The organism is Castellaniella sp., from assembly GCF_049650445.1.
Classification (GTDB): domain Bacteria; phylum Pseudomonadota; class Gammaproteobacteria; order Burkholderiales; family Burkholderiaceae_B; genus Castellaniella.
In genome coordinates this window covers 65,183-90,112 of the sequence record NZ_JBASAD010000024.1, presented here as the reverse complement: position 1 = coordinate 90,112, position 24,930 = coordinate 65,183, and the positions used below count along the sequence as shown (strand labels likewise).

Genomic DNA, 24,930 nt, shown 5'->3' with positions numbered 1-24,930 from the left:
TCAGGCCGACGGTTTATCCGCTTCCTTGCGCAATTCCTTGCGCAGGATCTTGCCCACGTTGCTGCGCGGCAGATCCTCGCGGAACTCCACGAACTTCGGCACCTTGTAGCCGGTCAGCAGCGTACGGCAGTGGGTGATCACGTCGGCCTCGGTCAGGTTCGGATCCTTGCGGATCACGTAGAGCTTGACCACTTCGCCGGAGGCGCCGTTGGGCACGCCGATGGCCGCCGCCTCCAGGATGCCGGGATGCTCGATGGCAGCGGCCTCGACCTCATTCGGGTAGACGTTGAAGCCCGACACCAGGATCATGTCCTTCTTGCGGTCCAGCAGGAACACATAGCCCTTGTCGTTCATGTAGCCGATGTCGCCGGTCAGCAGCCAGCCGTCGGCGTCGAAGACCTTGGCGGTTTCCTCGGGGCGGTTCCAGTAGCCGGCCGTCACCTGGGGCCCCTTGACGCAGATCTCGCCCGATTCGCCGATCGCCATGGTGCGATTTTCGTTGCGCACGGCGACGTCCGTGGAGGGGACCGGCAGGCCGATCGAGCCGTTGAAGTCGACCTTGTCGAACGGGTTGATGGTCACGGCGGGCGAGGTTTCCGTCAGGCCGTAGGCCTGGGCGATGGGTTTGCCGGTGGTCTTCAGCCAGCGTGCTGCGATGGCTTCCTGGACGGCCATGCCGCCGCCCAGCGTCAGGTTCAGCCCGCTGAAGTCCAGCTTGCTGAAATCGGGGTTGTTCAGCAGCGCATTGAACAGGGTGTTGACACCGGTCAGGGCCGTGAACCTGACTTTGCCGAGTTCCTTGATGAAGCCGGGGATGTCGCGTGGATTGACGATCAGCAGGTTGCTTGCGCCCAGCCGCATGAAGGTCAGGCAGTTCGCCGTCAGGGCGAAGATGTGATAGAGCGGGAGCGCCGTCACGATGCATTCACGGTCGCCCGTGCAGTAGGGCCGCACCCAGGCATAGGCCTGGCAGACGTTGGACACCAGATTGCCGTGGCTCAGCATGGCGCCTTTGGCCACGCCCGTGGTGCCGCCCGTGTACTGCAGCGCCGCCAGGTCGGCATGCGTCAGTGCGGGACGGTGATAGGGCGCGCGGGCGCCTTCGACCAGCACATCGCGCAGGCGCAGGGCGCCGGGGATATTCCAGGCCGGCACCAGTTTCTTCACATGACGGACCACCAGGTCGGTGATCAGGCCCTTGGGAAAGCCCAGCATCTCGCCCAGCGAGGTCATCACCACGCGTTTCACCTGGGTGCCGAGCATCGCCTGCTGCAGGGTGTGGGCGAAGTTTTCCGCCACCACCACCGTGGTCGTACCGGAGTCGCTCAGTTGGTGGTGCAGTTCGTGCGCCGTATAGAGAGGGTTGGTGTTGACCACCACCGCGCCGGCCATCAGCGTGCCGAACAGGCAGATCGGGTACTGCAGCAGATTGGGCATCATCAGCGCGACGCGGTCGCCTTTTCCCACCCCCTGGGCCTGCAGCCAGGCCGCGAAGGCCCGGGCCTTCGCCAGCGTCTGCGCGTAGGTCATGGACGCACCCATGCTGACGTAGGCCGTGTTGCCGGCATACTGCCTGCAGCTTTGCTCGAACAGGTCGGCCAGCGATTCGTAGGCGGCGGCCTGATCGGTGATGTCAGCCGGCACTCCTTCGGGGTAGTGTTCCAGCCAGATGCGTTCCATGATGCGATTCCTTGTCGTCAGATCGTCAGATCAATTGCTTTTGGATTCCTGGCCCAGCAGGGCCGATTTCAGGGATTCCTGGGCCGGGTGGGTACCCAGCCAGACCTTCAGGAGCGCGGTGGCGAACCGGGGGTCTTTCACTTCACCCAGCGCCTTGCCCTTGAATGATACCGAGACGGTTCCCTGATTGAAAATCACGTCCACCTGATCGCCCGACACGCCTTCGCCGCCGGTCTGCATGAACGCTTCGAAATGGGCGATGGAGTCGGCCATTTCCTTCAGCTCGGCTTCGGTGCAGTTGGCCTTCAGGCCGTCGTTCAGCGCGTCGGTCAGCGCCTTGCTGTTGATGTCGCGCAGCAGGGTCAGGCGCAACAGTTGCGGCTCGGGGCTGCTCAGGATCGTGGCCGCATCCCTGGACGGTCGGGTCCGGTACAGGGCGGCGACGTAGACGTGGAAGACGAAGCGCTGGCGCAGTCCGGCGCCGTTCAGGGTCAGGCTCTGTCCGGCGACCGACTGCTGTTCGGGCACGTCCACATTGGCCACGGTCAGGGCCAGGGCGGGCGGCGCCGCGCACAGGGCGGCGGCGGCCAGAGCCAGAGCGGCGAATGAGCGTGCGAGCCGCATGTGCGTGCGGATCTGTCGTGCGGTTTCGAGCGGTGTGTCCGGATGGCTCATGATGCGTCTCCCGCCGCGCCGGGGCGCGGCTTGCGTTGTTTGTAGTAGGCCTTGTCGGCCAGGTAGATGGTGCGCCGGACCTCCGTGTACACCGTGCCGTCGGCGTCCTTCAGGTCCACCTGGTAGACCCGCTCGGTCTCGTGATCGCGGTCCAGGTCCTCGCGGATGCCCTGCAGCTCGGTTTCCGTCAGGGCGAAATCGGCGTACAGCGTGCGGAACGCCGGTTTGCGGTAGCGGATCTCGGCGGCCTTGTCCCAGATGATGGCGTCCCGATCCAGGCGGGCCATCAGCATGCCCACGTGCACACCGTCGGTGACGGCGAATAGCGAGCCGCCAAAGATCGAACCCACGATATTGCGCGTACGCCGCGTCAGTGCCAGACGCACGCGCACGTGCAACAGGTCATGGGATACATAGTCCACCCGGCCTCCCGTTGCGCGGAAGGCCGGATGCAGGTTGAAGCCCGTGCGCATGGCACGCGCCCGCCACCGGGGCGGCAGGCGTTTCAACTGCGACAACTTCATGCCAGGCTCACGGTCGCCATGCTCAGAACTGGTGCGAGAACTGCACGCCGATGATGTCCGCGCTGCTCTTGTAATCGCCCTTCAGCACGCCGGCTGTTGCTTCTGCCGAGTGATTGTTCACTGAAGTGTTCTTCACGAACAGGTGGGCGTAGCCGACGTCGACCTTGGTGTTCTTGTTGAAGCGATATTGCGCGCCCAGCGACACCCAGTAGCGGTCGTTGTCGGGCAGGGCGGACGGACGATAGGCGTCGCTCTGCACCGGCGACTGGTCCCAGGCCACGCCGCCCTTGAAGGTCCAGCTATCGCTGTAGCGGTAGTTTGCCCCCAGAGACACGCGCCAGGCGTCCTTGAAGCGCAGATCCAGTTCGGCGTCCGGGATGCCGGTGTTCTTGATTTTCAGTTCCGGGATGCTGCTCCAGCCTGTCCAGGCCACGTCGCCCAGCAGCGTCCAGCGTTCGTTCAACTGGTGGACCACGCTGAAGATCGCGGAGTCAGGCAGCTCGATGGAGGCTTCGGCGTTGTGGGTGCCGATGACGCCCATGGCCGTGAGCCCTCCCGCCGCTGCGGCATTGAGGGACCGGTTGCTGACCTTGGTCGTGCCATCCGCGTCGATCCTGACCTTGGAGCGATAGGACAGGCCGAAGCGCGTGTCCGGCGTGGCTTGCCACAGCAGGCCGGCGTTCCAGCCCCAGCCGTCGCCCTTGGCCTTGACGCGGGCTTCCATGTCACCGGTTCCTATCAGGCCGGCCAGGGGGTGCGTGACGACGGCATACTGCGCCTTGCGGTAGTCCGCATCCAGTTGCATCCAATTCAGGCCCACGCCGATCGACAGCGTGTCGGTGGCCTTGAAGGCGATGGACGGATTGACGTTGATGCTCTCGATGGAGAATTTTTCCGAGTGGTAGCGGCCGGCCCAGCCCTTCTCGTAGTCGGTCATCAGGCCGAAGGGCGCGCCCACGCTCAGGCCCAGCCAGACGCGCGGGTTCATTTCCCAGGTGAAGTGGGCGTTGGGGACCACGCCCCAGGCGCCGGCATTGCCGCCGTCGCCGCCGTTACCGGTCGGCCGGCCACCGAGCGGACCCAGCGGTCGTCCGCCGAAGGTGGTCGGGCCCGTGCTGCCGCCATCCGAAAACTCGAAATTCGGCTTGATCCCGACCACGCCGGCGCTGACGTTCATGCCCGGCAGCAGGGTAATGCTGGCGGGGTTGAAATAGTTGGCGCTGGCGTCCTCGCCGATGGCGGCCGAGCCGGCATAGGCGTTGCCCAGGCCGCTGGCGTTCTGTTCCAGCAGCGAGAAGCCCGCGCCGTGGGCGATGCTTGCGGCACCCAGGCCCAGGACCAAGGCCGACAGGGTCTTGAGCGTGTATTGCGTTTTCATCATGTCACCTCCGGATTGTTGATGAAAAGACGTGGTGCAGGTATGCCTGCATTTGGGTTATTCCCGATTAACCACGTCGGAATAAAGAGTAAAATTTGGACACACGTATCCCCGGGCCGCAGGTGGATACCATGCGGTCACACGGATCAAAAAATTCAAAAAAAGCTCCCTGCCGCGTGTAGAGATCGTCTGCGCACGCCCTTTGCCGCCCATAAATTGACGACGAAAGAACCCCTCGCTGCGTAATGACGCAACGATGTTCAAGGCTTTGAGCGGGGCGCCGGAATCAGGCCGGCATCACACAATCAATCAGCTTCGCGTGGTATCGGTCCTCCCGTGTAGGGCGCATAGCCCGTACCAAAAATCACGCCTGCATTGGCGAGTTCGGTATCGGTGACCACACCGGCCGCCAACTGGCGGTGGGTGGCGTCGATCAAAGGTTGCAGCAGGCGGCGCGCCAGTCCCGCCGGAGCCGCACCGGCTTCGGCACGGACAGGTTTGCCCTCGCGCCAGCGGTAAAAGCCCTGGCCGGATTTACGGCCCAGTTCGTTGCGGTCCAGATGGCGTGCCAGGCAGGCCGGCGGCTGGGCCTGGCCGGTCAGTTGCGCGCCGGCGTCGCGGGCGATGTCCAGGCCCACGGTGTCGATCAGTTCGATCGGTCCCATGGGCATGCCGTAGGCTTTCATGGCGGCGTCGATGGTTTCGGGGCGCAGGCCCTCGTCCACGCAGCGCATGGCTTCCAGCATGTAGGGCGCCAGCACGGCATTGACCAGGAAGCCCGGCACGCTCTTGACCGGCAGGGGCAGTTTGCCGATGCGGCCGACGAAGGCGCAGGCGGCGGCCTGGGCGCGCGGGTCGGTGTGTCCGGTCGTGACGACTTCGACCAGGGGCATCTTCGCCACGGGGTTGAAGAAGTGGATGCCCACCAGGCGCTCCGGCCGCGCCAGGTCGCGTCCCAGGTCCTGCAGCGACAGGCTGGAGGTGTTGGTCGCCAGCAGCGCTCCGTCTTTCAGGTGCGGTTCGAGGATGGCGTACAGGCCGCGCTTGGCGTCCGGATTTTCACTGATGGCTTCGATGACCAGGTCGGCGCGGGCGACGCCCTGGCCGTCCGGGTCCGGAATCAGGCGGTCGGCGGCCAGCATCGCCTCGCGGGCGGGCTGGATCTTGCGCGTGTACAGCGTCCGGGCACGGCCGATGGCCTGGGCGATGCGCGCGCGGTCCGTGTCCTGCAGGGTGACGGTCAGGCCCTTGAGCGCGCACCAGGCGGCAATGTCGCCGCCCATCACGCCCGCGCCCACCACGTGGACGTGATGCACGGGAGGCTGGCCCCCGGCCTTGCCGAAGGACTTGAGACGTTCCTGCATGCGGAATACGCGCAGCAGATTGCGGGCGGTGTCGGAGCGGACGATGCCCTCGATCAGGGCGGGCGCCGCCAGCGCGTTGCCGGAGTGATGCGCCCAGATTTCCAGGATGGCGCGCGGGGCCGGGTAGTGGCCCTGCGGGTCGCGTTTTTCCAGGGTCTTGCGGGCCTGGCGCAGCAGCAGCGGGCGCAGGATCGGATGGCTGAGCCAGGCGTCCTTGCCGCGTGGGCCGCGCACCGGCTGGTTGGATCGGACGTGGCGCGCGGCGGACTGTTCCGCCAGACGGGGCGGCACGCACAGATCGGCCAGACCGGCCGATGCGGCACGGCGTGCGCTCAGGGCGCGGCCCGTCAGCATCATGTCCAGCGCCAGCGGGGCTCCGACTCGTTGGGGCAGGCGCAGCATGCCGCCCCAGCCGGGGAAGATGCCCAGCATGACTTCGGGCAGCGACAGGCGGGTGTCGGGTTGGTCGACGACGATGCGGTAGCGGCATGCCAGGGCCAGTTCCAGGCCGCCGCCCATGCAGTGGCCCTGCACCAGGGCCAGAGTCGGCCAGGGCACGGCCGCCAGGCGGTTGAAGACCGCCCAGCCGCGCTCGACGAAGGCACGCGCCGTGGCGGCGTCGTTCAACCGGGAGAATTCGTCGATGTCGGCGCCCGCGATGAAGCCGGCGGTCTTGCCCGAGCAGATCACCAGTGCGGTGGGCGGGGCGGACTGGAAATGATCCAGGGCACGGTCCAGTTCAGTCAGCACCTCGCCCGACAGGCGGTTGACGGAACTGCCGGCGCAATCGATGGTCAGCCAGGTGATGCCCTGCGAGTCTGTGTTGCAGCGGAAATGACGCAGGTCCAGAGAGTCGAAGGACATGTTAGGCAGCCTCGCAGAGTTCAACCAGCATGGCGCCGCCCTGGCCGCCGCCGATGCAGATGGCGGCCATGCCCCGGCGCAGACCCCGGGCCTGCAGGGCGCGGACCAGATGCAGCACGATGCGCGCGCCCGAGGCACCCACGGGATGCCCTTGCGCGATGGCGCCGCCGTCCACGTTCAGCCGATCCATGTCCAGATCTCCCAGCGCGCCGCGCCCCAGGTGTTCCCGGCACCACGATTCGTCGCGCCAGGCCGCGAGGCAGCCTAGCACCTGGGCGGCGAAGGCTTCATTGATTTCCCACAAGTCCAGGTCGTTCAGACCCAGATTCCGGCGCGCCAGGATGGCCGAGGACGCGTGTACCGGACCCAGCCCCATGACGGCGGGGTCCAGGGCTGCCCATTGGGCGTCGACGATGCGGGCGATGGGCCGCAGGCCGCGCTCGCGCACGGCGCGTTCAGAGGCCAGCAGCAGAAGCGCTGCGCCGTCGGTGACCTGGGAGCTGTTGCCCGCTGTGATGTTGCCGTAGGGTTTGTCGAACACGGGCTTGAGCCGCGCGAGCTTTTCCGGGGTGGAGTCCGCACGTACGCCGTCGTCGTCCGCATACAGCGTGCCCTTGGCGTCGACCAGGGGCACGATTTCATCGAAGGCGCCCCGGTCGCGCGCGGCCAGGGCGCGGGCGTGGCTTTGTGCCGCGTAGGCGTCGAGCTGTTCGCGCGTCAGGCCGAAACGATGGACCAGGTTTTCGGCGGTCTGGCCCATGGACAGGCCGATCACCGGATCGCTGAGGCCTTTCAGCAGGCCGATCACGGGCTTGAAGTAAGCGGGGCGGAAACGCCGCAGCAGCGGCAGGCGCTGCGCCCAGGTGCGGGCCTGGTTCCACTGGGACAGCCAATGGACCATTTCGTCAGGGAACAGCAGCGGTGCGCGCGACAGCGCATCCACGCCGCCGGCCAGGACCAGGTCGTGGCGGCCGGTCTGCAGGCCCATGGCGGCGGAATCCAGCGCCTGCATGCCGGAGGCGCAGTTGCGCATCACCGTCCAGCCGGGCACGCGGTCGCCGCAGCCCAGGCGCAGGGCAATCACCCGGCCGATATTGGTTTCGTCGGCCGAGGGTGCCGCACAGCCGATCACGACCTCGTCCAGCTCGGTGGGCGGAAAAGGCTGGCGCAGCAGCAGTTCGCGGCCCGTCTGCACGGCCAGATCGGACGCGGAGAACGGACCCGGGGCGTTGCGGGCCTTGAGGAAGGGGCTGCGCGCCCCGTCAATGAGGTAGACAGGTTCGAAGGCCATCAGAATCGGTCTCCTGCGGATTCGGTTGTGGACGGGCCCTGGAAATCCGGGGCGAAGTCGTCCACGCCGATCACGCGGTCGCGCAGCGCATTGCGTGCGCGGATGCGGTCCAGTTCATCGTCGGTGAGGCCACCGGCTGCATGGATGGCCTCGGCCATGTCGCGCACGTTGGCACGCGGGTCGGCGGCGGGGACGCGACCGGCCTTTTCAAATTCGCGCATGCGGGCTTCGAGGGCCTGCGTGTCCAGGACGGCGGCGAAGGCGGCTTCGATGGCGCCGACGGGCTCGGCCAGATCCTGCGGGACGTAGGTGCCCTGCGTCAGGCGGTCGCGTGCGCCGCCGGGCTGGCTGAGCGCGTCGGCCACCGCCATGGAGAGCGTGTCGGACGGCGCGGCGAACGGCCGGCCCCAGGGAAACAGCAGGACGCGCAAGGTCCAGGCCAGGGGGCGGTTGGGGAAGTTGGCCAGCACACCAGCGAAAGCATCCTGGGCGCGGCAGAACGCGTCCTGGATCGCCCAGTGCGCCAGCGGCGCGTCGGCGGCCTGACGGCCCTCGTCCTGGTAGCGTTTCAGCGTGGCGGAAATCAGGTAGAGCTGCGACAGAATGTCGCCCAGGCGGGCGGAGATCGATTCGCGCCGCTTCAGCGCGCCGCCCAGCGTCAGCATGGAGACGTCGGCCAGGGTGGCGAAGGCCACGGAGAAGCGCGTCAACTGCCGGTAGTAGCGGATCATTTCCGGGGCGACGGCCGTGTCGGGGCGGGCCAGCAGCGCGTTGGTGAAGCCGTGGCCGACGGCGCGCAGTGCGTTGACCGTGGTGTGGCGCACGTGCCCCCAGAAGGCGCGGTCGAAGTCCGCCAGGCCCTGTTCGGGATCGGCGGCCTGGGCGGCGCGCATTTCGTCCAGCACGTGGGGATGGCAGCGGATCGCGCCCTGGCCGAAGATGATCAGGCTGCGCGTCAGGATGTTGGCGCCCTCGACCGTGATGCCCACCGGGATCTGCTGGTAGGCGCGGCCCAGGAAGTTCTGCGGACCCAGGCAAATGCCTTTGCCGCCGATGATGTCCATGCCGTCGTTGACCACGATGCGGCCGCGTTCGGTGACGTGGTATTTGACGATGGCTGAGACCACGGCGGGCTTCTCGCCCAGGTCCACGGCACCGGCCGTCATGACGCGGGCCGCGTCCATCAGGTAGGTGTGGCCGCCGATGCGCGCCAGGGCTTCGGCGATGCCCTCGAATTTATGGATACGGGTGCGGAACTGGTCGCGTACGACGGTATAGGCGCCCACGGCGCGCGCGGTGAGCTTGGCCATGCCGGTATAGGACGAGGGCAGCGAGATCGAGCGCCCCGCCGCCAGGCATTCCATCAGCATGCGCCAGCCCTGGCCGGCCATGGCCGGCCCGCCAATGATGAAATCCAGCGGCATGAATACATCCTGCCCCTGCGTGGGGCCGTTCATGAACATGGCGTCCAGCGGGAAGTGGCGGCGGCCGATGTCTACGCCGGGATGATCCGACGGCACCAGCGCGCAGGTGATGCCCAGATCGGGCGTGCCGCCCAGCAGGCCGTCGGGATCGTACAGGCGGAAGGCCAGGCCCAGGATGGTGCAGACAGGCCCCAGCGTGATGTAGCGCTTGTCCCAGGTGACGCGCATGCCCAGGACCTCGCGGCCCTGCCATTCGCCGGTGCAGACGATGCCGTGGTCGGGGATGGCGGCTGCGTCCGAGCCGGCCCAGGGGCTGGTCAGCGCAAAGGCCGGGATGTCCTCGCCGCGTGCCAGGCGCGGCAGGTAATGGTTCTTTTGTTCGTCGGTGCCGTAATGCAGCAGCAGTTCGGCCGGCCCCAGGGAATTGGGCACCATGACGGTGACCGACAGCGCGGAGCAGCGGGTGGACAGCTTGGCGACCACGGCGGAATGTGCCAGCGCCGAGAAACCCAGTCCGCCGTATTCTTTCGGGATGATCATGCCGAAGAAGCGGTGGGTCTTGATGTAGGCCCAGGCTTCGGCGGGGATGTCCTGATCCTGCCGGGTGACGCGCCAGTCGTTCACCATGGCGCAGACGGTTTCGACTTCCTCGTCCAGAAAGGCCTGCTCGGCCTCGCTCAGGCGCGGGGCGGGGATGGCGTGCAAGGCGCGGGCACTGGGGCGGCCGCGAAAGAGGGCGCCTTCCCACCAGACGGTGCCGGCTTCCAGGGCTTCGCGCTCGGTGTCCGACATGCGCGGCAGGATGCGGCGGAAGATCCGGTACAGGGGGCGGCTGAGATGCTGGATGCGCAGGTCGCGGCGGGTCAGCACGAAGGCGGCGGCCGCCACCAGCAGGACGAGCAGGATCAGCAGGAATGTCATGTGGGAGCCTCCGGGAGTGGTGCGCCGGTCGTCAGCGGAGCGCGCAGGCCGCCCAGCAGGAAGGCCATCAGGCGGCCGAGCAGGGCCTGGGCGTCGATATTGTGGGTGTCGCCGGGCAGGTTCATGGCCTGGCTGGAGCTTTCGGCCCCCATGATGGCGTAGGCCGTGGCGCCCAGCATGAAGTGAAAGCGCCAGACGATCTCGGTTTCCGGTACGCCGGGCAGCGAGGCCAGCAGGGCGCGGGTGAAGCGGTGTGCGACGGCGGAGCGTTCGGCGGCGAACAGGGCGCTGATGGCGCCGTTCGGGTCGGACATGGTGCTGGACTGCAGCGGCATGAAGGCGCGCCGTTCGGCGCCGGCGCTGCAGGCGTGGCGCACCAGGGGGCCGAAATAGGCTTCGACGATGGCGGAAGGCTTGAGCGGCTGGCCGCCGGCCTTGGCTTCGAGCTCGTCCAGGATGCGCAGGCGTTCGTCGTTGAGCGCGTCCAGTCGGCGCTGGAACACGGCCCCGACCAGGGCGTCTTTCGAGCCGAAGTGGTAATTCACGGCGGACAGGTTCACCTGCGCCGTCTGGGTGATCTGGCGCATGGATGTGTTGTCGTGCCCGTACTCGGCGAACAGGCGTTCGGCGGCATCGAGAATGGCATCACGGGTGAGGGAGGAACGGGAAGTGGTCATGAATTAATTCAAACGTTTGTTTTAAAACTATACACAATCCACCTGGATTAGGTATCCGTGTTACCCCTAGGATTGCCGGGGTGGCAGTCGTGCACCGAGGTTCCCTGCGATTGCTGGTTGGGGAAATGCTGTGTCCAGGATACACTTTCAAAGATTCGTTTCCGTGATTTCTGAAAGGTCCGTGATGGCTTCCGTGCGACAGCTGCTGGTGATTTCGTCTCTGGTCATCGCCTGCATTCTTGTGGGCATGCTGGCGATGGGCACCAGCCTGATGGAGCGCCGGCTCGATGCCCAGCTGCAGACCGATAGCGAAAACGCCGCCGCCACGCTGGCCTTGCTGGTCAGTGCCCAGCCCGACGCCGCCGCCCGCGCGCGGGTGCTGGACGCGGCCTTTCAGCAGGGGCGCTACGCCGATCTGGCGCTGACGCCGGACGATGTCACTGCCCCCGCCTTCCAGTCCCGCCGCCCGGGGCGCTCGGCCGGCGATGCGCCGGGCTGGTTTACCGCCCTGGTCGATCTCCAGCCCCATCAGGCCTCCCGGCAGGTGGCCGGCGTCGGCGCGCTGCGGCTGACCCTGGACCCGGGGCCCGCGCGCGATGCGCTCTGGACTCACGTGTTGCAATGGACCTGGCTTGCCCTGGGGCTGGCGGCGTTCTGGGCCCTGTTCGTCGTCGCGCTGGTGAACCGGATGCGGCGCGAGCTGGCTGCCGCGGCAGTGGCCGACGCGCCCGAAATCAAGATCAAGCGCACCGAGCCCGTCGAAGACGCCGAACTGATGGACGATGTCCGCGAACGCATCGCGCCTACGATGGACGAGCAGATGGCGCGCATCGAGCGGCTGGAAATCGAATTGAACCGTGATCCGGTCACCGGTCTGGCCAATCGCAGTTATTTCCTGAACGAACTCAAGCGCATGCTGCGTGACGATTCCCGCCAGGGCGCAGTCAGCGGCTACGTGCTGCTGGTGCGCAGCCGCGACATGGCGCGGCTGCAGAACCAGACCGAACGCCAGGAACTGGATGACTGGCTGCGGCTGCTGGGGCGGCGCATCATCGAACTGCTGAACGAAAACCCGCAGACACGGGCCCTGCCCGCGCGCCTGACCGGCAGCGACTTCGTGGTGCTGTTCCCGGTGGGCGGCGGTCCCGAGGTCATGCGCCCGGTGCAGAGGTTGCGCGAACTGCTCGAAACCCTGCGGGTCAAGCTCGACAGCCACAATCTGTCGCGCTGGGCCTATGCCCTGACGGACTACACCGTGCAGTGCACGACCAAGGAAGTCCTGACGCGCCTGGATCAGGCCCTGATGTGCGCCGAGAGCGCCGGCCACGAGGAAATCGAATTCCTGTCCTACGCCGACCACGAAGACGGCGAACTGCTGATGGGCGAGGCTTCCTGGCGCACCCTGATCACCCAGGCCCTGGACCACGACCGCCTGTCGCTGGACGTGCGCCGCGTCCAGTACGAGGGCGACGACGTCACGGATCGCCACGAGGCCGCGCTGACCCTCCAGGAGGACGACCCCGACCAGCCCGTCATGTCCGGCTTCCTGTTCATGCCGGCCGCCGCGCGCCTGGGCCTGTCCCCGGCGTGCGACCTGCGCGCGCTGTGCCTGGCACTGAACTGGCTGGGCGAGCATGACGGCGTGCTGGTCATCCGCATGTCGATCGCTTCGGTCCTGGACGCACAATACATAGAGGAGATCCGCCAGATCTGCGGCAATGCCGATCCCGAACTGCTGCATCGCCTGGTGGTCGAGCTGGATGCCTATGGGCTGAGCCGCCATCTCGAGGCCTTCCGGTCCTTCGGTCGGGGCATCATCGAGGCCGGCATGCACATCGGGCTGCGCGGACTGGATCAACAGCCCGACGCCCTGCGTCAGATCCACGAGATCGATTTCGCCTACGTGAAGCTGGGCGGAAACTTCGTGCGCGAACTGCTGGCCAGTCCGGGCGGCGTGCAGATGATGGTGGCCGTCACCGAGACCGCGATCGGCATGGGCATGCGTGTCTATGTGGACGACGCGGACGATGCGGGTACGCGCCGCATGGTGATCGAATATGGGGCGTTGCCGCGCCAACTGACGGGACCGGTCGACGCAGCGGCGTGACTCCGGCCAGTCCGGGCGACGGGATGTTGTTGCGCCGCAGCCCGGGGGCACGGAAAGATCTTGCTTTTGATCTTTGTGCTGTATATAATTGCTGTCTTGCCCTTTATGACGTCTACCGCGCAGGCCATCTTGCGCGGGGCCCGAAGGGCATGCAGTAGTCTCGTGATGCGCGGTTTTCGCGTGAACAAGAATTTCAACCTAGGGCGTACTTGGCCAATCCAATTGGCTACCCAAGCGGCTGCCAAGTATGTCTGACGGGACCAAAACTGGCTGCGTGGCCGGGGATTCATGCCCTGGGCTTCGTTGTTAAGTTGGAACAGGAAAAATCATGATCCAAATGCAGACCACGCTGGACGTGGCCGACAACACGGGTGCGCGTTCTGTGATGTGCATCAAGGTGTTGGGCGGCTCCAAGCGCCGTTATGCCGCCATTGGCGACGTCATCAAGGTGTCCGTCAAGGAAGCAGCCCCCCGCGGCCGCGTCAAAAAGGGCGAAATCTACAACGCCGTGGTGGTGCGTACCGCCAAGGGCGTCCGCCGCAAGGACGGCTCGCTGATCCGCTTTGGCGGCAACGCGGCCGTGTTGCTCAACGCCAAGCTCGAGCCCATCGGCACGCGCATCTTCGGACCGGTCACGCGCGAACTGCGCACCGAAAAGTTCATGAAGATCGTGTCCCTGGCGCCCGAAGTGCTGTAAGGAGCAGATCATGGAAAACATTCGCAAAGGCGACGAAGTCATCGTGTTGTCCGGCCGCGACCGCAGCCGCCGCGGCACCGTGGTGGCCCGCGTCGACGCCGACCACGTGCTGGTCGAAGGCATCAACGTCGTGAAGAAGCACGCCAAGGGCAATCCCATGGCGGGCACGCCCGGCGGCATCGTCGACAAGACCCTGCCCATCCACATCTCGAACGTGGCGATCTACAACCCCGAAACCGGCAAGGGCGACCGTGTCGGCGTCAAGGTCGTGGACGGCGCCAAGGTTCGCATTTTCCGCTCCAACGGCGCCGTCGTTGGCGCGAAGGCATAAGGGGCGCGCACAAATGGCTCGTTTACAAGATTTCTATCGCACCAAGGTCGCGGCTGACCTGCAGGCGAAATTCGGCTATCAGTCGGTGATGCAGGTTCCCCGCATCACCAAGATCACCCTGAACATGGGTGTGTCCGAAGCCGTCGCCGACAAGAAGGTCATCGAAAACGCCGTGGGCGACATGACCAAGATCTCCGGTCAGAAGCCCGTGATCACCAAGACCCGCAAGGCCATCGCCGGCTTCAAGATCCGCGAAGACTACCCGATCGGCTGCATGGTCACCCTGCGCGGCCAGCGCATGTACGAATTCCTGGACCGCCTAGTCTCGGTGGCCCTGCCCCGTGTGCGCGACTTCCGTGGCGTGTCGGGTCGTGCTTTCGACGGCCGCGGCAACTACAACATCGGTGTGAAAGAACAGATCATCTTCCCGGAAATCGAGTACGACAAGATCGATGCCGTGCGCGGGATGAACATCAGCATCACCACCACCGCAAAGACCGACGAGGAAGCCAAGGCGCTGTTGAGCGCGTTCAGCTTCCCCTTCCGCAACTAAGGGGCTGACGTGGCAAAACTTTCCCTCATCAATCGCGACATCAAGCGCGCCAAGCTGGCCGAGAAATTCGCCGCCAAGCGTGCCTCGCTGAAGGCGATCATCGCCGACCAGTCGAAAACCGACGAAGAACGCTATCAGGCTCGCCTGGCGCTGCAAGCATTGCCGCGCAATGCCAACCCCACCCGCCAGCGTAACCGCTGCGTGGTGACGGGGCGCCCCCGTGGCGTGTTCAGCAAGTTTGGGCTCACCCGCCACAAACTGCGTGAAATGACCATGCGTGGCGAAGTGCCTGGCATGACCAAGGCCAGCTGGTAGGAGAAACACACATGAGCATGAGCGATCCCATCGCCGATATGCTGACCCGCGTGCGCAACGCGCAAATGGTCAACAAGACGTCGGTTTCCATGCCCTCCTCCAAGCTGAAGGCGGCCATTGCCGCTGTGCTGAAGGACGAAGGTTACATCGATGATTTCCGCATCGGCGGCGAACAAGCCAAGCCGCAGCTGGAAATCACCCTGAAGTACTATGCCGGCCGTCCGGTGATCGAGCGCATCGACCGCGTCTCGCGTCCCGGCCTGCGTATTTACAAGAGCAGCAACGCCATTCCTCAGGTCATGAACGGCCTGGGCGTGGCGATCGTCTCGACCCCCCGTGGCGTCATGACGGACCGCAAGGCCCGTGCCAACGGCGTCGGCGGCGAAGTGCTCTGCTACGTGGCATAAGGAGATTTCAACTATGTCACGTATTGCCAAATACCCCGTCGCGCTGCCGAAAGGCGTCGAAGCCACCATCAGCGCCGGGCAGATCGTCGTCAAGGGCCCGCTGGGCACCCTGACTCAGTCCCTGGACGGCAACGTCCGGGTTTCCCAGGAAGACGGCCAGCTCACCTTCGCCGTTGCCAACGATTCCCGCCAGGCCAATGCCATGTCGGGCACCGTGCGCGCGCTGGTGAACAATATGGTCACGGGCGTCAGCGCCGGCTTTGAACGCCGCCTGAACCTGGTTGGCGTGGGTTTCCGCGCCCAGGTCCAGGGCAACGCCCTGAAGCTGCAGCTCGGCTTCTCGCACGACATCCTGCACGACATCCCCGAAGGGATCAAAGTCGAGTGCCCGACCCAGACCGAAATCGTGGTCAAGGGCGCCAACAAGCAGGTCGTCGGCCAGGTCGCCGCTGAAATCCGCGCCTATCGCGAACCCGAACCCTACAAGGGCAAGGGCGTGCGCTATGCGGACGAGCGCGTGATCCTGAAAGAAACCAAGAAGAAGTAAGCACGCAGGCAAGGACGAATCATGGACAAGAAAACTTCCCGTTTGCGTCGTGCTGCGGCTACCCGCCGCAAGATTCACGAACTGCGCGTGCATCGCCTGGCGGTGCATCGCACGAATCTGCACATCTACGCCAACATCATTTCGCCGGAAGGCGATCGTGTGCTCGTCAGCGCCTCGACGCTCGAGCCCGAAGTCCGCAAGGAACTCGCCAGCCAGCAGGCCAACGGGGGCAACGCTGCCGCCGCCAGCCTGGTCGGCAAGCGTGTGGCCGAGAAGGCCAAGGCTGCCGGCATCGAACTCGTCGCTTTCGACCGTTCGGGCTTCCGTTACCATGGCCGCGTCAAGGCGCTGGCCGAAGCCGCGCGTGAAGCCGGCTTGAAGTTCTAAGGGAATCACATGGCTAAAGCACAAGGCAAGCACGCCCCGGAGCAAGAGCGCGACGACGGCATGCGTGAAAAGATGATCGCGGTCAACCGCGTCAGCAAGGTCGTCAAGGGCGGCCGCACCATGAGCTTCGCCGCGCTGACCGTGGTCGGCGATGGCGACGGCCGTATCGGCATGGGCAAGGGCAAGGCCCGCGAAGTACCGGTCGCCGTCCAGAAGGCCATGGAACAGGCCCGTCGTGGTCTGCTCAAGGTGGCACTGAAGAACGGTACGCTGCACCACACCGTGGTCGGCAAGCACGGCGCCTCGACGGTGCTGATCTCGCCCGCCGCCGAAGGTACCGGCGTGATCGCCGGCGGCCCGATGCGCGCGATTTTCGAAGTGATGGGTGTGCGTAACGTCGTGGCCAAGAGCCTCGGCTCCAGCAATCCGTACAACATGGTCCGTGCGACCCTCAACGGCCTGCGCGCCTGCTCCACGCCTGGGGAAATCGCGGCCAAGCGCGGCAAGACGGTCGAAGAGATCCTGGGGTAAGACATGGCACAGAAGCAAATCAAAGTCACGCTCGTGCGCTCCGTCATCGGCACGCACAAGTCCCACCGCGCCACCGTGCGCGGCCTGGGTCTGGGCAAGGTCAACAGCAGCCGTGTCCTGGTCGATACCCCCGAGGTGCGTGGGATGATCCGCAAGGTGGATTATCTGGTCACCGTCTCGGAAGCCTAAAGGAATTCTGATGTCTGTCACTCAACTGAACACGCTCGCCCCCGCCGAAGGCGCCAAGCGCGCCCGCCGTCGCGTGGGTCGTGGCATCGGCTCCGGCCTGGGCAAGACCGCCGGTCGTGGCCACAAGGGCCAGAAGTCCCGCGCGGGTGGTTTCCACAAGGTCGGTTTCGAAGGCGGTCAAATGCCGCTGCAGCGCCGCCTGCCCAAGCGCGGCTTCACGCCGCTGGGCCGCCATCTGGTCGCCGAAATCCGTCTGGCGGATCTCCAGGCGCTGCCGGTCGACGAAATCGATCTGCAGGTCCTGAAGGCCGCCGGCCTGGTGGGCGATCTGGTTCGCACCGTCAAGGTCATCAAGACCGGCGAACTGTCGCGCAAGGTCACCCTGCGCGGCATCAATGCGACGGCCGGCGCTCGCGCCGCGATCGAAGCGGCCGGCGGTTCGCTGGTTTAAGGGGCGGCTGTGGCCAAAGCTCAGGCACATAAGCCCAGCGCAGGATACGGCGACCTCAAGCGCCGTGTCCTGTTCCTCGTGCTCGCCCTGATCGTCTATCGTCTGGGGACTCACATCCCCGTGCCGGGCATCAATCCGGATGCGCTGGCGGACCTGTTCCAGCAGAACCAGGGCGGTATCCTGGGTCTGTTCAACATGTTCTCCGGCGGCGCCCTGGAACGCTTCTCCGTGCTGGCGCTGGGGATCATGCCGTACATCTCGGCCTCCATCATCATGCAGTTGCTGGCGGTGGTCGTGCCTACCCTGGAAGCCATCAAGAAAGAAGGCCAGTCCGGGCAGCGCAAGATCACGCAGTACACCCGCTACGGTACGGTGTTCCTGGCGACCTTCCAGGCGATCGGTATTTCGATGGCGCTCGAATCGCAGCCTGGTCTGGTCATCGACCCGGGTCTGTTGTTCCGCTTCACCACGATCGTGACGCTGGTCACCGGCAGCATGTTCATCATGTGGCTGGGCGAACAGATCACGGAACGTGGCCTGGGCAATGGCATTTCGCTGCTGATTTTCGCCGGGATCGTCGCCGGTCTGCCTGGCGCACTGGGCGGCATGCTGGATCTGGTGCGTACGGACTCGATGTCCATCCTGTCGGCACTGTTCATCCTGGCCCTGGTGGTCGCGGTGACCTACTTCGTGGTCTTCGTCGAACGCGGTCAGCGCCGCATCACGGTGAACTATGCCAAGCGCCAGGTGGGCAACAAGCTCTATGGCGGCCAGTCCTCGCACTTGCCGCTGAAGCTGAACATGTCCGGTGTGATTCCGCCGATCTTCGCCTCGTCGATCATCCTGCTGCCTGCGACGGTGACCAGCTGGTTCTCCAGCAACCCGAACATGCGCTGGCTGGGCGATCTGGCGGCAGCCCTGTCGCCGCAGCAGCCGCTGTACGTGACGCTGTATTCCGGTCTGATCATTTTCTTCTGCTTCTTCTACACGGCTCTGGTGTTCAACAGCCGCGAGACGGCGGACAACCTGAAAAAGAGCGGCGCCTTCGTGCCCGGGATTCGTCCCGGTGAGCAGACCGCGCGCTACATCGACAAGATCCTCATGCGGCTGACGCTGTCGGGTGCGATCTATGTCACGCTGGTGTGTCTGCTGCCGGAACTGATGCAGATGCGCTGGAACGTGCCGTTCTATTTCGGTGGCACGTCCCTGCTGATCATTGTCGTCGTCGCGATGGATTTCATGGCGCAGGCGCAGGCTTACATGATGTCCCAACAGTATGACTCGCTGCTCCGGAAGGCGAACTTCAAGGGCGCTGCGGGATTGCCCATGCGCTGAAGAACATGTCCAAGGACGACGTCATCCAGATGCAAGGGGAGGTCCTTGAAAACCTTCCCAACGCAACATTCCGCGTCAAGCTGGAAAACGGCCATATAGTATTAGGTCACATTTCGGGCAAGATGCGTATGCACTACATCCGGATCCTTCCGGGTGACAAGGTCACAGTGGAGCTCACGCCCTATGACCTGTCGCGCGCCAGGATTGTTTTCCGCTCCAGATAGGTAGCGGCCGGTCAAGAACCAGGAGATCACCATGAAGGTAATGGCATCGGTAAAGCGGATCTGCCGCAACTGCAAAATCATCAAACGTCACGGCGTGGTGCGCGTCATCTGCACCGACCCGCGTCACAAGCAACGCCAAGGCTAAGGCCGGGCATCACGGAATTCACGAGGAACAGTCATGGCCCGTATTGCTGGCATTAATATTCCGCCGCACCAACACGCCGAGATCGGTCTGACGGCCATCTTCGGCATCGGCCGCACTCGCGCTCGCAAGATCTGCGAAGCGACCGGCATCGAATATTCGAAGAAGATCAAGGATCTGACCGACGAGGAACTGGAAAAGATCCGTGAACAGATCAACAGCTACACGATCGAAGGCGACCTGCGCCGCGAAGTGCAGCTGTCGATCAAGCGCCTGATCGACCTGGGCACGTATCGTGGCATGCGCCACAAGCGCGGCCTGCCGGTGCGTGGTCAGCGCACCCGCACCAACGCACGCACCCGCAAGGGCCCGCGTCGCGCCGCAGCGTCCCTGAAGAAATAACCTGAGGAAAGAACATGGCGAAAGCTCAGAGCGGCGCCGCGCGCGTCCGCAAAAAAGTCAAGAAGAACGTGTCCGACGGGATTGCCCACGTCCACGCGTCCTTCAACAACACCATCATCACCATCACCGACCGCCAGGGCAATGCCCTGTCGTGGGCGACGTCCGGTGGCGCCGGCTTCAAGGGCTCGCGCAAATCGACGCCGTTCGCCGCCCAGGTGGCTGCCGAGTCCGCTGGCCGTGTGGCCCAGGAATGCGGCATCAAGACGCTGGAAGTCCGCATCAAGGGCCCCGGCCCCGGCCGCGAATCCTCCGTGCGTGCCCTGAATGCCCTGGGGATCAAGATCTCCAGCATTTCGGACATCACGCCGGTGCCGCACAACGGCTGCCGTCCGCCCAAGCGTCGTCGTATCTAAGGGGAACATCTTGGCTCGTTATACTGGACCCAAATGCAAGCTTTCGCGTCGCGAAGGCACCGATCTGTTCCTGAAGAGCGCCCGCCGTTCGCTGGACTCCAAGTGCAAGCTCGAATCCAAGCCCGGCCAGCACGGCCGCATCTCGGGTTCGCGCACGTCGGACTTCGGCCTGCAGCTGCGTGAAAAGCAGAAACTCAAGCGCATGTACGGCGTGCTGGAAAAGCAGTTCCGCAAGTACTTCGCCGAAGCCGAGCGCCGTCGCGGCAACACCGGCGAAACGCTGATCCAACTGCTGGAATCGCGTCTGGACAACGTCGTTTACCGCATGGGCTTTGGCTCCACGCGCGCCGAAGCGCGTCAGCTGGTGAACCACCGTTCCATCGAACTGAACGGCCATACCGCCGACATCGCCTCGATGCTGGTCAAGGCCGGTGACGTGATCACCGTGCGTGAAAAGGCCAAGAACCAGATCCGCATCAAGGAAGCCCTGGAACTGGCGACCGGCAATGGCCTGCCCCAGTGGGTCGAAGTCGACTCCGGCAAGCTGTCGGGCGTGTTCAAGCAGGCCCCGGATCGCGCGGATGTCGCTCACGACGTCAACGAATCCATGGTCGTGGAACTGTATTCCCGCTGATCCCACACGATCGGTGGCATGCGCCACCCGCCGTCCTTCGGGGCGGCGGTTGCCGGAACCGGCCTTCAGGCCGGGGCGACCGGCGGTTTTCCGGGAAGGGACACGCGTCCCTTCCTTGTTGTTTTCTTCCGTCAGCCTTATCGGTGTAACGAGCCGAGGGTATTGAAAAGGAATATTCATGTCTGCACAAGGTTTTCTGAAGCCCCGTACCATCTCCGTCGAAACCCTGGGCGCTCACCACGCCAAGGTCGTGATGGAGCCCTTCGAGCGCGGCTACGGCCACACGCTGGGCAACGCCCTGCGCCGCATCCTGCTGTCCTCCATGTCGGGCTATGCGCCCACTGAGGTCCAGATCAGCGGGGTCGTGCACGAATATTCCACGATCGCCGGTGTGCGCGAGGACGTCGTCGACATTCTCCTGAACCTGAAGGGCGTGGTGTTCAAGCTCCACAACCGCGACGAAGTCACGCTGCAACTGAACAAGCAGGGCCCCGGCGAAGTCCGCGCCCGCGACATCGAACTGCCGCACGACGTCGAGATCATCAACCCGGATCACCTGATCGCCACCCTGACGGACAATGGCCGTCTGGAAATGCAGGTCAAGGTCGAACAAGGCCGCGGCTACGTGCCGGGCAATGTGCGCGCCCTGGTCGATGACCGTTCGGCCACCATTGGCCAGATCGTGCTGGATGCTTCCTTCAGCCCCGTGAGCCGCGTCAGCTACGCTGTGGAAAACGCCCGCGTCGAACAGCGTACCGACCTGGACAAGCTGGTACTGGACGTGCAGACCAACGGCGTCATCAGCCCCGAAGAAGCCGTGCGCCAGTCGGCCCGCATCCTGATGGACCAGATCTCCGTGTTCGTGTCGCTGGCCGACAAGGACGCCGGTCAACTGACCACCAGCCTGCCGGTGGGCGGCCAGTCGGCCCCGATCGATCCGGTGCTGCTGCGCCCGGTCGACGATCTGGAACTGACGGTGCGTTCGGCCAACTGCCTGAAGGCTGAAAACATCTACTACATCGGTGATCTGATCCAGCGCACCGAAAACGAGTTGCTCAAGACCCCGAACCTGGGCCGCAAGTCGCTCAACGAGATCAAGGAAGTCCTGGCTGCACGCGGCCTGACCCTGGGCATGAAGCTGGAAAACTGGCCGCCCGTCGGCCTCGAGCGCCCCTGATCGCAGTACCGGCATGGGGCGGGGCCTGTGTCCTGCCACATGCTAAAATCCCACGTTTGCCCGAATTTTGGGCAGACGCTGTCAACCCACCCGGGCCGCGCCTCGTGCGATAGAAGATCCGGGTTTCAGATTCAATAAGGAAATCATCATGCGTCATCGTAGCGGTCTCCGCAAACTGAACCGTACCAGCAGCCATCGTCTGGCCATGTTCCGCAACATGGCAGTGTCCCTGCTGACCCACGAAGCCATCAAGACCACGCTGCCCAAGGCCAAGGAACTGCGCCGTGTGGTCGAGCCTCTGATCACGCTGGGCAAGAACCCCACGCTGGCCAACCGCCGCCTGGCCTTTGCCCGCCTGCGTGATCGCGACGTCGTCACCAAGCTGTTCAACGACATCGGACCGCGCTTCGCTGACCGCAACGGTGGTTACACCCGTGTGCTGAAGATGGGCTTCCGCCAGGGCGACAACGCCCCCATGGCCTACATGGAACTGGTCGACCGTCCGGAAGCCGAAACGCCTGCCGGCGAATAAGTCTTTTTGCCGTCCGATCCTTGATCGGCGGCAATGCGATACGACGAAACGGGCCCTTTGGGGTCCGTTTTGCGTTCGGTCATGGGTGCTTGGCAGTGTGCACAGGTACAATGGGGACTGTCCCCCCACTTGCCTGAAAACCATGAAAGATCAGATGCCTGGCAGCAATTCCACACTGGTTGTGCGCCAGGACGGCGCCCCCACCGACACCGTCGTGGTGCTCAGCACGGCACCCGACGAGCTCCTGGCCAAGCGCATCGCGCACGTGCTGGTCGAGGAATCGCTGGCGGCCTGTGCCCAGGTGGGGCCGGCCATCATTTCCATGTATCTGTGGCAAGGTGAACTCGAAGGGACGGACGAAGTCCAACTCACCTTCAAGACCACGGCGGACGCTTTACCCGCGCTGCACGCGCGGCTGTGCGAACTGCACCCCTACGAGATCCCCGAATTCGTGGTGCAGGGCGTGCCGGCGGGCAGCCGTGCCTATCTGGACTGGGTGGCTCAGGCAACCCGGGCCGCCGTCCAGGCTGATACCCGGGACGCCTGACGAACCGGCGTCGCTGTCTTCAAGGAAACGTTGTTCATGTCGTTTTTGTCGGACCCCCGCCCGCCGTTTGCGCCGGGCTCGCCTCTGCCTGCGCGCCAACCCGGCCTATGGCATCGGGCGGTGGTACTGCTGGGCATCCTGCTGCTGGCGCTGTGCGGCCTGATGGCCTCGGATGCAGCCCGGGCGGCGGACGATTTCCTGCCGCCCGAGCAGGCCTTCGTCGAATCGGCGGCCATGGCCGATCCCCTGAACCTGGATCTGCACTGGCGCATTGCGCCGGGCTATTACATGTACCAGGACCGCTTCGAGGTGCGCATCGAGGACGCCCAGGGTGGCCTGCTGCTGTTCCGTCGCTCTGACCTGACCCCGGAGGATGCCGAGACCCGTGCGCCGGCCTGGAGGGATGCCTTGCGGCTGCCGCGTGGCCAGGTCAAGTACGACCCCACGTTCGAGAAGGACATGGAGGTCTTCCATGAAGGCGTGACGCTGCGGGCGCCGCTGCAGGCAGGGGCGCAGGGGCCTTTGCAGGTCACCGTCACCGGCCAGGGCTGCGCCGACACGGGTCTGTGCTACCCGCCCATGACGACGAGCTTCACCTTGCAGGCGGACGGTGGCGGCTATCGGGCAATCGGTGACCATGTCCGCAGCCAGGTGCCGGCACCGCGCGACGAGACGCCTGTTTCCGGCTCATCCGCCGGTGCGGCGTCGGGCGCCGGCTTGTCGGCCGCCTTGCGCGCCGGGACCGCTGCGCAGGCGCCGACGGACGCGTCTCCAGCCTCGCCAGCATCCGTGTCCGCAGCCGCATCCGCATCTGCGCCGATCGGATCGGACGGCGAGTCCTGGCTGGATCTGGGTGACGTCGGCATGGCGGCCTGGCTGCATCAGGCGCCGTTGTGGCAGATCCTGGCATTGAGTGTCACCCTGGGCGCCCTGCTGTCCCTGACGCCTTGCGTGCTGCCCATGGTGCCCATCCTGCTGGCGGTGATCTCCGGCGGCGGGGGCGCCGTGAGCCGGACGCGCGGTTTGGGGCTGGCGGCGGTGTATGTGCTGGGTATGTCCCTGGTGTATACCGCCCTGGGCGTGGCTGCCGGCTTGCTGGGCGCGGGGCTGGCCGCCTGGCTGCAGTCACCCTGGGTGCTGGGCACCTTTGCCGTGCTGCTGGCGCTGTTCGCGCTGGCGATGCTGGACGTCTTCACCCTGCAGGCCCCGGTGGGCATGCAGTCCGTCATGCAGGCGCGGCTGCAGCGCCTGCCGGGCGGTCGCGTCGGCGGTGTGTTCGTCATGGGGCTGCTGTCGGCCCTGATCGTCGGGCCGTGCGTTGCCGCGCCGCTGGCCGGCGTGCTGCTGTTCATCTCCCAGACCGGCGATGTGGTGATCGGTGGTACCGCCCTGTTCGCCCTGGCCTGGGGCGAGGGTTTGTTGCTGCTGGCCGTCGGTGCCGGGGCGGGTGCGCTGATGCCACGCGCCGGGGCCTGGATGGCGCCGCTGAAGGCGGGCTTCGGCTTGCTGCTGCTGGCCACCGCCTGGTGGATGGCGCGGCCCTTGCTGGCCGACGGGCTGTATGTGGCCGGCTGGATTCTGCTGGCGTTGTGGGCCGCCCTGCTGGCCTGGTCGGCGGCCGCTCTGGGTCAAGGCGAGGCCGGGCCGTTGCGGCTGCTGACGCGCGCCCTGGCCCTGATGCTGGCGCTGTGGGGGCTGGCGCAGGGCGCCGGCCTGCTGGCGGGCGGGCAGGACATGCTGCGGCCCCTGGCGCCGTTCACGGGATCGGCGGCGGGCGGCGCGGCAAGTGGTGGCGGCCTGGCTGCGGCCGATCCTGCGGCCATCCGTGCCCGCTTCACGCGTGTCTCATCGCTGGCGGACCTGGATGCGCGGCTGGCTGCGGCGGACCGGCCCGTGATGCTGGATTTCTACGCCGACTGGTGCGTGTCCTGTCTGGAGATGGAGAAATTCACCTTCAGCGATCCCGATGTGGCGGAACGCATGGGCCGGATGCTGCTGCTGCAGGCGGACGTGACCCGCATGACGGATGAAGACCGTGCGCTGCTGGCGCGTTTCGACCTGTTCGGCCCGCCGGGCATCATTTTCTTTGACGGCAGCGGTCAGGTGATTCCGGATGCCCGGGTGGTGGGGTTCAGGAAGGCGGATGCGTTCCGCCGGGTGCAGGATCGGGTGTTAAGTCAGGGGGAGTGAGTGGTCCAGCCGTTGTGCAGG

Annotated in this window: 29 protein-coding genes; 21 read left to right on the top strand and 8 right to left on the bottom strand. The window is 65.4% G+C overall.

Annotated elements, in window-relative coordinates:
* The 8 genes from WA983_RS08500 to WA983_RS08465 all read right to left on the bottom strand — a co-directional run bounded on the left by WA983_RS08500 (position 1) and on the right by WA983_RS08465 (position 10,798).
* Entirely contained in the window at positions 1–1,680 is a 1,680-nt protein-coding gene (locus tag WA983_RS08500; RefSeq protein ID WP_424311909.1) for an AMP-binding protein, read from the bottom strand.
* Between the two features lie 30 nt (positions 1,681–1,710).
* Positions 1,711–2,355, bottom strand: coding sequence for a chalcone isomerase family protein (locus tag WA983_RS08495; protein ID WP_424248544.1), 645 nt, complete (start codon positions 2,353–2,355; stop codon positions 1,711–1,713).
* Entirely contained in the window at positions 2,352–2,879 is a 528-nt protein-coding gene (locus WA983_RS08490; RefSeq protein ID WP_424248546.1) for a DUF4442 domain-containing protein, read from the bottom strand. The genes WA983_RS08495 and WA983_RS08490 overlap by 4 nt, the downstream gene beginning before the upstream one ends.
* Before the next feature lie 22 nt (positions 2,880–2,901).
* Positions 2,902–4,260, bottom strand: a complete 1,359-nt coding sequence (locus WA983_RS08485) for an OmpP1/FadL family transporter (RefSeq protein WP_424311908.1) — start codon at positions 4,258–4,260, stop codon at positions 2,902–2,904.
* A 302-nt stretch (positions 4,261–4,562) separates the two neighbouring features.
* Entirely contained in the window at positions 4,563–6,485 is a 1,923-nt protein-coding gene (locus tag WA983_RS08480; RefSeq protein WP_424248550.1) for a 3-hydroxyacyl-CoA dehydrogenase NAD-binding domain-containing protein, read from the bottom strand.
* A 1-nt stretch (position 6,486) separates the two neighbouring features.
* A complete protein-coding gene (locus tag WA983_RS08475) occupies positions 6,487–7,776 on the bottom strand; it encodes an acetyl-CoA C-acetyltransferase (RefSeq protein ID WP_424311907.1) in 1,290 nt (429 codons plus the stop codon).
* On the bottom strand, positions 7,776–10,121 hold the full coding sequence (locus WA983_RS08470; RefSeq protein WP_424248554.1) for an acyl-CoA dehydrogenase: 2,346 nt from the start codon (positions 10,119–10,121) through the stop codon (positions 7,776–7,778). The genes WA983_RS08475 and WA983_RS08470 overlap by 1 nt, the downstream gene beginning before the upstream one ends.
* Positions 10,118–10,798 carry a TetR/AcrR family transcriptional regulator gene (locus WA983_RS08465; RefSeq protein WP_424248556.1) on the bottom strand — a complete coding sequence of 227 codons (681 nt, stop codon included), beginning with the start codon at positions 10,796–10,798 and terminating at the stop codon, positions 10,118–10,120. The genes WA983_RS08470 and WA983_RS08465 overlap by 4 nt, the downstream gene beginning before the upstream one ends.
* 184 nt (positions 10,799–10,982) lie before the next feature.
* Here WA983_RS08465 and WA983_RS08460 point away from each other — a divergent pair, with 184 nt between their 5' ends.
* From WA983_RS08460 to dsbD, 21 genes are all read left to right on the top strand, one after another.
* Complete coding sequence (locus WA983_RS08460; protein ID WP_424248558.1) at positions 10,983–12,905, top strand: EAL domain-containing protein; 1,923 nt, start codon at positions 10,983–10,985, stop codon at positions 12,903–12,905.
* Positions 12,906–13,233: 328 nt separating this feature from the next.
* On the top strand, positions 13,234–13,602 hold the full coding sequence (gene rplN, locus WA983_RS08455; RefSeq protein ID WP_043678954.1) for a 50S ribosomal protein L14: 369 nt from the start codon (positions 13,234–13,236) through the stop codon (positions 13,600–13,602).
* 10 nt (positions 13,603–13,612) lie between these two features.
* Entirely contained in the window at positions 13,613–13,933 is a 321-nt protein-coding gene (gene rplX, locus WA983_RS08450; RefSeq protein WP_424248560.1) for a 50S ribosomal protein L24, read from the top strand.
* A gap of 13 nt (positions 13,934–13,946) precedes the next feature.
* Positions 13,947–14,486: a 50S ribosomal protein L5 gene (gene rplE, locus WA983_RS08445; protein WP_424248563.1), complete on the top strand. Its 540-nt coding sequence runs from the start codon at positions 13,947–13,949 to the stop codon at positions 14,484–14,486.
* A gap of 9 nt (positions 14,487–14,495) precedes the next feature.
* Positions 14,496–14,801, top strand: a complete 306-nt coding sequence (rpsN, locus tag WA983_RS08440) for a 30S ribosomal protein S14 (RefSeq protein WP_424248565.1) — start codon at positions 14,496–14,498, stop codon at positions 14,799–14,801.
* Positions 14,802–14,812: 11 nt separating this feature from the next.
* Positions 14,813–15,208 carry a 30S ribosomal protein S8 gene (rpsH, locus tag WA983_RS08435; protein ID WP_376811396.1) on the top strand — a complete coding sequence of 132 codons (396 nt, stop codon included), beginning with the start codon at positions 14,813–14,815 and terminating at the stop codon, positions 15,206–15,208.
* Positions 15,209–15,221: 13 nt separating this feature from the next.
* The gene (gene rplF / locus WA983_RS08430) at positions 15,222–15,755 is read left to right on the top strand and encodes a 50S ribosomal protein L6 (RefSeq protein ID WP_424248567.1); all 534 of its coding nucleotides are present in this window, start codon (positions 15,222–15,224) and stop codon (positions 15,753–15,755) included.
* Positions 15,756–15,776: 21 nt separating this feature from the next.
* Positions 15,777–16,142 (top strand): 50S ribosomal protein L18, encoded by a 366-nt coding sequence (gene rplR / locus WA983_RS08425; protein WP_376811394.1) that lies wholly within the window; start codon positions 15,777–15,779, stop codon positions 16,140–16,142.
* 9 nt (positions 16,143–16,151) lie between these two features.
* The gene (gene rpsE, locus WA983_RS08420; RefSeq protein ID WP_424248569.1) at positions 16,152–16,673 is read left to right on the top strand and encodes a 30S ribosomal protein S5; all 522 of its coding nucleotides are present in this window, start codon (positions 16,152–16,154) and stop codon (positions 16,671–16,673) included.
* 3 nt (positions 16,674–16,676) lie between these two features.
* Entirely contained in the window at positions 16,677–16,862 is a 186-nt protein-coding gene (rpmD, locus tag WA983_RS08415; RefSeq protein WP_043678932.1) for a 50S ribosomal protein L30, read from the top strand.
* A gap of 10 nt (positions 16,863–16,872) precedes the next feature.
* A complete protein-coding gene (gene rplO, locus WA983_RS08410) occupies positions 16,873–17,313 on the top strand; it encodes a 50S ribosomal protein L15 (protein WP_424248571.1) in 441 nt (146 codons plus the stop codon).
* A 9-nt stretch (positions 17,314–17,322) separates the two neighbouring features.
* The gene (secY, locus tag WA983_RS08405) at positions 17,323–18,648 is read left to right on the top strand and encodes a preprotein translocase subunit SecY (RefSeq protein ID WP_424248573.1); all 1,326 of its coding nucleotides are present in this window, start codon (positions 17,323–17,325) and stop codon (positions 18,646–18,648) included.
* 5 nt (positions 18,649–18,653) lie between these two features.
* Entirely contained in the window at positions 18,654–18,872 is a 219-nt protein-coding gene (gene infA, locus WA983_RS08400) for a translation initiation factor IF-1 (RefSeq protein ID WP_424311906.1), read from the top strand.
* Between the two features lie 31 nt (positions 18,873–18,903).
* Positions 18,904–19,017 carry a 50S ribosomal protein L36 gene (gene rpmJ / locus WA983_RS08395; RefSeq protein ID WP_003805360.1) on the top strand — a complete coding sequence of 38 codons (114 nt, stop codon included), beginning with the start codon at positions 18,904–18,906 and terminating at the stop codon, positions 19,015–19,017.
* Between the two features lie 33 nt (positions 19,018–19,050).
* On the top strand, positions 19,051–19,416 hold the full coding sequence (gene rpsM, locus WA983_RS08390; protein ID WP_424252355.1) for a 30S ribosomal protein S13: 366 nt from the start codon (positions 19,051–19,053) through the stop codon (positions 19,414–19,416).
* Positions 19,417–19,430: 14 nt separating this feature from the next.
* Positions 19,431–19,829: a 30S ribosomal protein S11 gene (gene rpsK / locus WA983_RS08385; RefSeq protein ID WP_353138204.1), complete on the top strand. Its 399-nt coding sequence runs from the start codon at positions 19,431–19,433 to the stop codon at positions 19,827–19,829.
* Between the two features lie 10 nt (positions 19,830–19,839).
* Positions 19,840–20,463 (top strand): 30S ribosomal protein S4, encoded by a 624-nt coding sequence (rpsD, locus tag WA983_RS08380; protein ID WP_424252352.1) that lies wholly within the window; start codon positions 19,840–19,842, stop codon positions 20,461–20,463.
* A gap of 178 nt (positions 20,464–20,641) precedes the next feature.
* Positions 20,642–21,640, top strand: coding sequence for a DNA-directed RNA polymerase subunit alpha (locus WA983_RS08375; protein WP_424252351.1), 999 nt, complete (start codon positions 20,642–20,644; stop codon positions 21,638–21,640).
* A 148-nt stretch (positions 21,641–21,788) separates the two neighbouring features.
* Positions 21,789–22,172 carry a 50S ribosomal protein L17 gene (rplQ, locus tag WA983_RS08370; protein ID WP_424252350.1) on the top strand — a complete coding sequence of 128 codons (384 nt, stop codon included), beginning with the start codon at positions 21,789–21,791 and terminating at the stop codon, positions 22,170–22,172.
* 154 nt (positions 22,173–22,326) lie between these two features.
* The gene (cutA, locus tag WA983_RS08365) at positions 22,327–22,719 is read left to right on the top strand and encodes a divalent-cation tolerance protein CutA (RefSeq protein ID WP_424252356.1); all 393 of its coding nucleotides are present in this window, start codon (positions 22,327–22,329) and stop codon (positions 22,717–22,719) included.
* Positions 22,720–22,755: 36 nt separating this feature from the next.
* A complete protein-coding gene (gene dsbD / locus WA983_RS08360) occupies positions 22,756–24,909 on the top strand; it encodes a protein-disulfide reductase DsbD (RefSeq protein WP_424311905.1) in 2,154 nt (717 codons plus the stop codon).
* Positions 24,910–24,930: the final 21 nt, after the last annotated feature.